This window comes from Deltaproteobacteria bacterium, assembly GCA_003696105.1.
Taxonomy (GTDB): Bacteria; Myxococcota_A; Polyangia; order Haliangiales; family J016; genus J016.
Genome location: RFGE01000331.1, coordinates 1 through 9466, shown reverse-complemented (window position 1 = coordinate 9466; position 9466 = coordinate 1). Strand labels below are relative to the sequence as shown.

10 protein-coding genes are annotated in these 9466 nt (G+C 73.4%); 6 read left to right on the top strand and 4 right to left on the bottom strand.

Going from position 1 to position 9466, the window contains the following annotated elements; translation table 11 throughout:
* The first annotated feature begins 253 nt into the window (after positions 1-253).
* Positions 254-553: a DUF3467 domain-containing protein gene (locus D6689_20695; GenBank protein RMH37756.1), complete on the top strand. Its 300-nt coding sequence runs from the start codon at positions 254-256 to the stop codon at positions 551-553.
* A 21-nt stretch (positions 554-574) separates the two neighbouring features.
* On the opposite strand, the gene D6689_20690 is transcribed toward D6689_20695, so the two are convergent.
* Both D6689_20690 and D6689_20685 read right to left on the bottom strand, forming a co-directional pair.
* Positions 575-1573: an endonuclease/exonuclease/phosphatase family protein gene (locus tag D6689_20690; GenBank protein ID RMH37755.1), complete on the bottom strand. Its 999-nt coding sequence runs from the start codon at positions 1571-1573 to the stop codon at positions 575-577.
* Entirely contained in the window at positions 1570-2619 is a 1050-nt protein-coding gene (locus D6689_20685) for an LD-carboxypeptidase (GenBank protein ID RMH37754.1), read from the bottom strand. The genes D6689_20690 and D6689_20685 overlap by 4 nt, the downstream gene beginning before the upstream one ends.
* Here D6689_20685 and D6689_20680 point away from each other — a divergent pair.
* On the top strand, positions 2501-3085 hold the full coding sequence (locus D6689_20680) for a DedA family protein (protein ID RMH37753.1): 585 nt from the start codon (positions 2501-2503) through the stop codon (positions 3083-3085). The two genes, D6689_20685 and D6689_20680, sit on opposite strands and share 119 nt — an antisense overlap.
* A 14-nt stretch (positions 3086-3099) precedes the next feature.
* Here the strand turns inward: D6689_20680 and D6689_20675 are convergent, their stop codons facing one another.
* Positions 3100-3918 (bottom strand): hypothetical protein, encoded by an 819-nt coding sequence (locus D6689_20675; GenBank protein ID RMH37752.1) that lies wholly within the window; start codon positions 3916-3918, stop codon positions 3100-3102.
* A 42-nt stretch (positions 3919-3960) separates the two neighbouring features.
* Here D6689_20675 and D6689_20670 point away from each other — a divergent pair, with 42 nt between their 5' ends.
* From D6689_20670 to D6689_20660, 3 genes are all read left to right on the top strand, one after another.
* Positions 3961-4818, top strand: a complete 858-nt coding sequence (locus D6689_20670) for an acyltransferase family protein (GenBank protein ID RMH37751.1) — start codon at positions 3961-3963, stop codon at positions 4816-4818.
* Positions 4805-5779 carry an SDR family oxidoreductase gene (locus tag D6689_20665; GenBank protein ID RMH37750.1) on the top strand — a complete coding sequence of 325 codons (975 nt, stop codon included), beginning with the start codon at positions 4805-4807 and terminating at the stop codon, positions 5777-5779. Before D6689_20670 ends, D6689_20665 begins: the two co-directional genes overlap by 14 nt.
* Before the next feature lie 368 nt (positions 5780-6147).
* The gene (locus tag D6689_20660) at positions 6148-7110 is read left to right on the top strand and encodes a hypothetical protein (protein RMH37749.1); all 963 of its coding nucleotides are present in this window, start codon (positions 6148-6150) and stop codon (positions 7108-7110) included.
* Positions 7111-7238: 128 nt separating this feature from the next.
* On the opposite strand, the gene D6689_20655 is transcribed toward D6689_20660, so the two are convergent.
* Complete coding sequence (locus D6689_20655; protein ID RMH37748.1) at positions 7239-8270, bottom strand: homocysteine S-methyltransferase family protein; 1032 nt, start codon at positions 8268-8270, stop codon at positions 7239-7241.
* A 55-nt stretch (positions 8271-8325) separates the two neighbouring features.
* Here D6689_20655 and D6689_20650 point away from each other — a divergent pair, with 55 nt between their 5' ends.
* A complete protein-coding gene (locus D6689_20650; GenBank protein RMH37747.1) occupies positions 8326-9210 on the top strand; it encodes a hypothetical protein in 885 nt (294 codons plus the stop codon).
* Positions 9211-9466 lie beyond the last annotated feature (256 nt).

Below are 9466 nucleotides of genomic sequence, written 5' to 3'. Positions count from 1 at the left end.
GCCCGTCGGCGCGCAGCTCGCCGGTGAGCCGCATCGTCGGGTCGCGCAGGTGCGCCCGGGCCGAGGCGGCGTGCAAATGGGCGGAAAATTGGAAGAATCTCCGGTCCTCGGGCGCGTCGACGGGCGCCCACGTCCCCGTCATGACCTCGTCGAACCGAAACCCCACCCCCGTACGGTAGCAAAAAGGTCCGGCCTTTGCGAGCCGGACGGTCCCGGCTCCGGCGGGCTGCCCGGGCTGGTGTACCGTTGCGCCATGGCCGACGCCGATCCCGCCCCGAAATCGACGCCCAAGATTCAGCTGCAGCTGGACGACGACACCGCACAGGGCGTCTATTCCAACCTGGTGCTCATCAACCACACGGAAAACGAGTTCCTGCTCGACTTCGCGTTCCTGCAGCCCGCCAACGCGCGCGCCAAGGTGCGCGCGCGCATCATCTCGTCGCCGAAGCACACCAAGCGGCTGCTGCGCGCGTTGCTCAAGAACATCGAGCGCTACGAGCAGCGGTTCGGCACGATCGAGATCGAAGACAGCGACGACCCGGTCGTCCACTGACCCGCTCGGCCGCCGCGCGCGTCACGGCGCGGCGCCGAACGCGGTGCACACGATCGGCACGTGGTCGAAGAACACGGCCTCGTGCACCGGCGGGTGGCCGTCGGTGACGCCGGCGGCCCAGCACGATCCCGCGAGCCGGTCGGACACGACGTGGTCGATGTTGAGCGCGCCCTGGTAGGTCGGGGTCGCGTCGGGTCCGACGTCGGTGAGGAAGTGAAACGGTTTGCCGTCGCCGGCGAACTCGGCGAACCGGGTCGCGCTGGCCTCCTGGCCGGCGAACCGGCCGGGGTCGATGTTCAGGTCGCCGAGCACGAGGTTGACCGCGCCGTTGGCCGCCGGCGCGCCGTCCAGATCGACGAACACCTGATCGAACTGGGCGACGCGACACGCGGTGTCCTCCGGCGCGAGCCCCGACGTGCCGTGGATGTTGACCACCGTGAGCGAACCGCCCGCCGCCAGGTCGACGACGGCCCGGCCGACGCGCGACCCGCTGCCGCAGCCGGCAACCGGCGCTCCGTCGAGGCCGTCGACACACAGGTCGGCGTCGCAGCCGCGGATCGTGCCGAATGCGCGGCGCACACCGATGCACTTGTCCGGCTTGCCGACATGGCAGGCGACCTGATAGCCGGCGCCGAGCACGAGCTGCGCGACGGTCGGGTCGCCCTCGGCCCACGTTTCGCACACGTAGCCGGTGCGCTTGTCGGGCGGCACGGCGGCGCAGTCGCCCGAGTAGAAGATCTCCTGAAACGCGACCACGTCCGGGCGCACCTGCGCGAAGAACCGCGCGGTGTCGTCGACGAACGCGGTCCACGCGAGTCCGTTGCCGTAATATTGATCGGTGACGGCGGCGTCGGCCGACGTGTAGCCGTCGTCGGGCGGCCCGTCGTGCGGCAGGTCGGGGCCGGTTCCGGTGTTGAACGTGACGGCGACGAGCGCGAACTCGGGCGCCGCGTCCGGCTGCGCGCCGGTGTCGCCGCACGCGACCGCGGCGACGCACGCCGCCAGCACCGCGCGGCTCACGCGACCGCTCCCTCGAGCAACTCGAGCGAGGCGCGGCCGGGCGCAAGCCGCGCGCGCGCGCCGATCGGCACGGCCCGGTTGCGCGCGCCGTGGCCGATCGGCAGGCCGGCGACGCCGGGCAGGTCGAAGGCGCGCAGCCGCTCGTTCACCACTGCTGCCGCGCCGCTGTCGCCGCACCGCTCGAACGTCCCCGCCGCGACGGCGCGACAGCCCGCCCACCCGCGCGCCAGCGCGATTCGCGTCATGTAGCGATCGATCGCGTACGGCTGCTCGTCGACGTCCTCGATCAGTGCGATGGCGCCGCGCAGGTCGACCGCGTAGCGCGTGCCGACCAGGTGCGCGAGCAGCGTCAGGTTGCCGCCGGCGAGCCAGCCGTCGATCTCCGCATCCGCCGCCGCGCCGATCGCGCCGTCGCCGGCGAGCGCCGGCGGCGGCTCGGGGCGTTCGAGCAGATCGCACAGCGCGCGGACGTCTTCGTCCGGCAGATCGCCGAGCTGCGTGACGACCGGACCGTGAATCGGGCGCACGCCCGCGGCGGCGACCGCCCACGCCAGCAGCGCGGTGCCGTCGCTGAACGCGACGATCGGCTTCGGGTCGGCGCGCAGCGCGTCGGCGTCGAGGTCGTCGAGGATGCGCAACAGGCCGTAGCCCCCGCGCGCGCACACGATCGCCCGGACGTCGGGATCGCGCAGGTAGCCGTTGAACTCGTCCGCGCGGCGCGCGTCGTCGCCGGCGAGGTAGTCGCTGGCGCGCGTCACGTCGTCGGCAGTGCGCACGCGGTAGCGGCCGGCCAGCCGGTCGAGTCCGCGCGCGAGGCGGTCGGCAGGCGCTGGACTCGACGGTGCGGGGACGGCTACCGTGTCGCCCGGCCGCACGCGCGGAGGCACGACCGTGGACGCCCACTCCGTCACCGACTGGCTCCTGTCGATGTTGACCGAGCCGAACAGCCCGGTCGGCCTCGCCGTGCTCGCCGCGTCGGCCGCCGTCGAGTACGTGTTCCCGCCATTTCCCGGCGACACTGTAACGCTGTTCGGCGCGATTCTCATCAGCGCGCGCGGCTGGAGTTTCTGGGCGGTCTACGCGGCCGCGGTGGTCGGCTCGGTCGCCGGCGGGCTCGTCGCGTTCCGGGTCGGCGGCGCGATCGCCCGGCGGCGGGGCGCGGACGCGGCCCGCGCGGTCGACCGACTCGTCGCGCGGTTTCGCCGGCACGGGCCGTGGTACCTCGCCGTCAATCGGTTCGTGCCCGGGGTGCGCGGACTGTTCTTCGTCGCCGCGGGCATGGCCGGCATGACGTGGCGACAGGTCGTCGGCTACGGGGCGCTGAGCGCGGCGGCGTGGAACGCGCTCGTCATCGCGGCCGGGTCGGCGGTCGGCGCGAACCTCGACCGGCTGCAGGCGTGGGCGCGCACGTACGCGGCCGTCGTGTGGGCGCTGCTCGCGGTCGTCGCCGCGGTGCTCGCGACGCGCTGGTGGCTGCGGCGCCGCCGCGCGCGGTCGGCAGCGCCGCGGTGACGACCGCGCTGGCGCTATGACTTGCGCTTGCCTTTGCGCCGGCCGCGGCGGCGTTTCTTGGTCGATTCGCCGCCGTCGCCATTGCCGGTCGTTCTTTGCTTGCGACCCCGCGCGCGCTTCGACGCCGGCGCGGTTTCGGCGGCCGCGACCTCGGCGGGCGCCGGATCCGGCTGTGGCGCGGCGTCGGCCGCCTCGGGCGGGTCGGCGCCGGTGACGCCCGCGGCGGCGGCTTCCGCCGCGCGCCGCTCGAACTCGCCCGACGGCTCGCCCGACGCGAGCGCTTCGATCTGCGCCAGGTCGACGGCGGACATGATCTGGGTGCGGGCGCCGCCGCTGTCGACCGCGGCTTGCGGCACGGCCACGGCGCCGGCGTCCGGCGCCGCTTCCGCGTCCGGCGCGTCCGCCGCCGCCGGTTCGGCCGCCGCGTCCGCCGCCGCCGGTTCGGCCGCCGCGTCCGCCGCCGGTTCGTTCGGCGCGTCGCCCTCCTGCGCCGCCGGCGCGTCTGCCGCCGCCGGTTCGGCCGGCGCGTCTGCCGCCGCCTCGTCGTCGCCGGTCGCGTGCTCGGCCCACCACGCCCGCACCTCGTCCGGCGCGTCGTCCCCGACGGCGATCCACATACCGGCGTGCGGTGCGCTGTCCGTCTTTTCCCGCACGTGGACGACGCGCGCCGTGCAGGTCACGCCGCCGTCGATCGCGACGTCGACCGGCGTGCCCACCGGCATCGGCTCGTCCACCGCGACGAACGCGGACGCGCGGCGCACGTCTCGCAGCGGCACGCCCGTCGCCAGCAGGAGTCCACGGTAGCGAACGTCGACCAGCGGCTCGGCGGTCATGGCGGCATCCTACCAAATCTCGGCTGTGCTACGGTGCCGCCGATGGGCGCGTTGGAGTGGCTCCGCAAGCGCTGCGACGAGTTCGTCGACGCCCGGCTGGGGCCGGAGTTCGAGCAGAAGACGCGGGCGCTCACCATCCGGCAAAACGAGTACGGTTACGACCCGTTCGGCTTCAGCAGGAATCACCTCAAGTACGGGTTCGTCGCGGCGCGGTGGCTGTATCGCCACTGGTTCCGCGCCGAGGCGCACGGCATCGACCGCGTGCCCCGAGCGGGCCGGGTGCTCATCGTCGCCAACCATTCCGGCCAGCTCCCGTTCGACGGCCTCGTCATCGGCACCGCGTTGTTCCTCGAACTCGACCCGCCTCGCATGGTCCGGTCGATGATCGAGAAGTTCGTGCCGACCGTGCCGTTCGCGTCGTACTGGTTCAATCGCTGGGGGCAGATCACCGGCACGCCCGAGAACTGCCGCCGGCTGCTCGAGGCCGAGGAGGCGATCATGGTCTTCCCCGAGGGCGCCCGCGGCATCAGCAAGCCGTACTCGCAGCGCTACCAACTGCAGCGGTTCGGGCTCGGGTTCATGCGGCTCGCGCTCGAAACGGACACGCCGATCGTCCCGGTCGCGGTGATCGGCGCCGAGGAGCAGGCCCCCGCGGTCAATCTGCGTCCGCTGGCGCGGCTGCTTGACATGCCCGCGTTCCCGGTCGTGCCGTACCCGCCGTTCGTGCCGATCGTCCCGCTGCCGGTCAAGTACCGGCTGTACTTCGGCGAGCCGATGCGGTTTCGCGGCGACCCGGACGACGACGACGACGTACTCGAGGAGAAAGTGCGCGCCGTCAAGAACACGATCCAGTCGATGATCCACATCGGCTTGCGGGAGCGCACCGGTGTCTTCCGCTGACGCACGCTGCGAGTCGGGCGACCGCCGCCGGCGCATCGTCGTCACCGGCATTGCCGGCCGGCTCGGGCGGCTGGTCGCGCGCCGGCTGCACCGTGAGCCGGACGTGCAGGTCGTCGGCATCGATCGCCGTCCGTTTCCCGACCGGCCGAAGGATGTCGACCACGTTCAGGTCGACCTGCGCAAGAAGAAGGCCCGCGACGTGTTTCGCGCCGGGGACGTCGACGCCCTCGTCCACATGAGCGTCATGCACGCGCCGCGCGCGCGCGCGGCGGACCTGTATTCGTGGAACGTGAGCGGCACGGCGAAGCTGCTCGAGTACTGCCAGACGTACCGCGTGCCGAAGGTCGTCGTGCTGTCGTCGGCCAACGTATATGGACCGCGGCCGGACAACGCGCAGTTTCTCACCGAGGAGGCGCCGTTGCTCGGCGCGCAGGCGATGCCGCAGATGCGCGACCTCGTCGAGGTCGATCACATGGTGTCGTCGTTTTTCTGGAAGGCGCAGGACATCGAGACGGTCGTGTTGCGCCCGGTGCACATCCTCGGGCGCGTGCACAACGCGCCGTCGAACTACCTGCGGCTGCCGCGCGTGCCGACGCTGCTCGGGTTCGATCCGATGGTCCAGGTCATTCACGAGCTCGACGTGGTCGAGGCGATCGTGTGCGCGCTGCGCCCGGGGGCGCGCGGCGTGTTCAACGTGACGGGGCCGGGCGAGCTGCCGCTGTCGGCGATTCTGCGCGAACTCGGCAAGCCGACGGTGCCGATCCCGCATCCGCTGGCGAAGCCGGTGCTGTCCGGGCTATGGCGGCTCGGACTCACGTCGTTCCCGGTGCCGGAGCTCGACTTCATCCGCTACGTGTGCATGGTCGACGGCAGCCGCGCGCGGCGGGAACTCGGCTTTCGACCGCGGCACACGCTCAAGGAGACGATCCGCGCGGTGCTCGACGGCGGGCCGGACCGGTGAGGCCGCGCCGGCGAGCGGCGTACCGCTGGCCCGGGAGTGTGAACCTCGCGCGACACCCGATCGTGAACAGTCGTTGGCGGTCGTCCCGTGGCCCCGGCGGCCCGTGGCGCGCGGCGAGCCCCGCCGCCGGCGCACGCTCGCGCGCGGCCCGGTCCGCGCCCGCGTACGACGGCAAGATCGCGGGTGTTTCGCGACACGGCTGTCAGACTTCGGGCGGGAGTGTCGATTCTCCCTCGGGCGCGTGCCGTCGCTGGGAGCCTCTCCCCGGTCGTTTCGGCGGCTTGCCAGAGTGGCACGTCGAATGCACCGGGTTGCGCCGGAACGGCAACCCGGCCACCTTGTCCAACAGGCACGAACAGGACACGACCATGACCACCTCCCCGAAAACGCTGTTGAGCATTGCGACCCTGGCGCTGGCGGGCGCCGCCCTCGGCGGGTGCGCGATCTACTTCGACGACCGCGACGACAGCGGCGGCGGCTACACGTACTGCGACGACACAGGCTGTTGGTATTGCGACGACTACGGCGACTGTTACCCGGGCGGCGACGGCGGCTGGGGCGAGTGCTCCAACAATTATGATTGCGCGGCCGGCTGTTACTGCGAGGACGGCGCGTGCGTCGAGACCGGCTTCTGCGAAAAAGACGCCGACTGCCGCGCCGGCATGGTGTGCGACGACCGCGGCACCTGCGTCCCCGAGGGGTCCGGCGAGCTCTGCACGTCGGACGCCGACTGCCCGTACGGCACCTACTGCGACGAGGCCAGCGGCGCGTGCGTCGGGTCGTGGACGTGCACGGACGACGGCGACTGCGGCCCGGGCTACGAATGCGACGATCGCGGAACGTGCGTGCCGTCGCCGTGCACGGACGACTCGCAGTGTCTCGAGGGCTGCGTGTGCGTCGACGGTACGTGCGAGGAGACCGGGACGTGTTCGGCTGACGCGGACTGCGGCGAGGGCATGAAGTGCGACAAGGATCGCAACACCTGCACGCCGTGCGGCGCCGACGGCTGCGAGCCGGTCAATCCGGGCAACTGCTACGAGCCGGCCGTGTGCGAGATCGCCCCTCCGGTGTGCCCGAGCGGCACGCTGCCGGGCGTCGCCGACGGCTGCTACACCGGCGTGTGCATTCCCGAGGCGCTGTGCCCCGATGAGCCGCCGTTTACCTGCGCCGACGCGGCCGACGAGGCCGACTGCCTCGATCACGGTTGCGAGCCGGTCTACGTCGGCGTCAACTGCACCGACCCGGACGGCGGCACGTGCGTCGGCGACGAGCCGGACTGCACTTGCGAGTACTTCGAGTACGGCTTCTGCCGCGACCGGGCGGCTCCGTAGCGGCGCGAGCGGCCCGTTTCCCACCCGCAGCAGGAACTCCCCCCTCCTGCTCGCCCCTCGGGCGGCCCGGCTTCGACGTCGGGCCGCTCTTTTTGTGTCCGAGTGCGAAAGAGAAACGGTGCGCGCGCCTACGCCGCGGTGGACGCGCGCGGCGGCGCGGCGGAGACGGGCGCGTCGCGCAGGTCGGGCATCGCCGTGTCGAGCGCGGTGCGAGCCGACGCGATGTCCGCGGGGCCGGTGCCGCAACAGCCGCCGACCGCGGTCGCTCCGGCCGCGATCAGCGCGAGGGCGCCGGTGGCGAACTCGCCCGGCAGCAGCGGCGCGGCGTTTGTCGGCACGATCGTGGGACGTGCAACGATGGGCAGCGCCGTCCGCCGGCGGATCGTGCGGACGGCGTCGAGCATGTCGGCGGGGGCGAGCGTGCAGTTGACGCCGACGCCGGCGGCGCCTTCCTCGAGGAAGGCCTGCAGCAGCGACTCGGCCGGGAAGCCGAATCCGGTGGTGACGTGGCCCGCCTCGATGCGGCAGGTAAACGACGCGATGACGGGCACGCCGGGCGCGCCGATGCGGCATCCGCGCACGGCGGCGCGCGCTTCCTTGGGGTGGTACATCGTCTCCACGTGGAGCGCGTCGGCGCCGGCGTCGGCCAGCGCGGCGGCCTGTTCGGCGAACGCCGCTTCGAGGTCGGCGAGGATCGCATCGCCCTCGGGCGGCGGCGTGGCGCCGGTCGGGCCGATCGACCCGATGATCGCGCAGCCGGGGGCGCTCTCGCGCGCGAGCCGGACGGCTGCGGCGTTCCATTCGCGCACCGCGCCGGCGACTCCATAGGCTGCGAGGCGGAAGGAGTTCGCGCCGAACGTGTTGGTCTGCACCGCGACGGCGCCGGCGGCCGCATAGCGGGCGTGGACGTCGCGCACCGCGTCCGGCCGAGTCACGTTCCACCGCTCCGGCGGTTCGACGGACAGATCGAGCCCGCGCCCGATCAGCTCGGTGCCCATGGCGCCATCGAGCAACGAGCCGCGCGGCAGCAACTCGGCGAGCGAGACCATCGGCCCCAGGCTATCGCACGGCGCGGGGCGGCCCAACTTTCTGGCGGCGTCGGCCGAGGGCGTGGCCGGCGGCCAGATCCGCGGGGCGGCTGGTGCGTTCACACCTGCCATGGCGGTGGCCCTACGTTTCGATCGACATGCGGAATTTCATCGGGCGGCGGCGGCGATGATCGCTGCCGGCGCGGCCGTGGGCGGCGCGCTATCGGCCGGTGCGGCACAGGGCACGGCGGTGGCGGTGGCGCTCGCGACCGCGACGGTGCTCGCGGCGTGGGGGGCGCTGCGCGGCGCCCAGCGCGTCCGCGGCGTCCGCGCAGTCGCTACCGTGGCCGCGGCGGCCATCCTGGTCGTGATTGCGAGGGCGACTTTCGGGTCCATCGCCACCGCGCGAGAGCTCGCGTCGTTGCCGCCGTGGCTCGCGTCGGCGATCGGCGGCGCGGCGTTCGGGTTGATCGGTGCGGTCGCGCTCGTGCCGCGTCACGTGCGGTGGAGTCGCGATCGGGTCGCGGAGGCGGCGCGCGCGCTCCGCGGTGCGCCCGGCGACGAGGTCTCCGCGGTCGCCGCCCGGGCGGTCGCCCTGTGGCGGCGCGTCGACGAATCCGCGACCGCCGACGACGCCACCCGCGCGGCGGTGCAGGACGCGGTGCTCGAGGTGCTCGCGACCGCTCGCCAGTGGCGGGCGGCAGCCGCCGGGCGCGCCGTCGAGGACGCGGCCGCGCTGGCCGCGCGCCTCGACGCGCTGGACCGACGCGGTCGCGAGGCGCGCGACCCGGTCGCGCGCGCCGAGTACGCGCGGGCGCGCGCCGCCGTCGCGGAGCAGCTGCGCTACGCGCAGGACATCGACCGAAGCCGCGAGCGCGTGCTCGCCCGGATGCACGGCTACCTCGCGGTGATCGAGCAGGTTCAACTCGCGGCCGTCAACGCGGCGTCCGCTCGGGTGGCGGCCGGTATCGCGGATACCGGCGAGCTCGCCGCCGGCGCCGAGCCGCCGCTCGCACGTGCGGATGCAGCCGGCGACGCGCCGGCCAATCGCGGCGGCCGGTCGGCGATGTGACGCACCGGCGGCTGCCGGTGCGCCGGCGCCCGTGGGCGCGGCCCGTCGCGCGACGGTCCCCGCTGGGGCGCTGCCGCTGCTATCCTCGCCGCATGATACGTGCGTGGATCGCAGCTGCGTTCGCGGTGATGCTCGCCGCGCCCGCCGTGGCGCGGGCCGATCGGGCCGAGACGTTTTACCGCCAGGGGCTCGCGCTGAAAGAGCAGGGCAAGGTCGATGCCGCGATCGAGCAGTTCGAGCGCGCGGTGGCCGAGCG

Coding starts and splice junctions, on each gene's coding strand:
- D6689_20670 (RMH37751.1), top strand. CDS start 3,961: ATGGGCGCGTTGGAGTGGCTCCGCAAGCGCTGCGACGAGTTCGTCGAC.
- D6689_20660 (RMH37749.1), top strand. CDS start 6,148: ATGACCACCTCCCCGAAAACGCTGTTGAGCATTGCGACCCTGGCGCTG.
- D6689_20685 (RMH37754.1), bottom strand. CDS start 2,619: ATGAGAATCGCGCCGAACAGCGTTACAGTGTCGCCGGGAAATGGCGGG.
- D6689_20695 (RMH37756.1), top strand. CDS start 254: ATGGCCGACGCCGATCCCGCCCCGAAATCGACGCCCAAGATTCAGCTG.
- D6689_20650 (RMH37747.1), top strand. CDS start 8,326: ATGATCGCTGCCGGCGCGGCCGTGGGCGGCGCGCTATCGGCCGGTGCG.
- D6689_20680 (RMH37753.1), top strand. CDS start 2,501: ATGTTGACCGAGCCGAACAGCCCGGTCGGCCTCGCCGTGCTCGCCGCG.
- D6689_20655 (RMH37748.1), bottom strand. CDS start 8,270: ATGGCAGGTGTGAACGCACCAGCCGCCCCGCGGATCTGGCCGCCGGCC.
- D6689_20675 (RMH37752.1), bottom strand. CDS start 3,918: ATGACCGCCGAGCCGCTGGTCGACGTTCGCTACCGTGGACTCCTGCTG.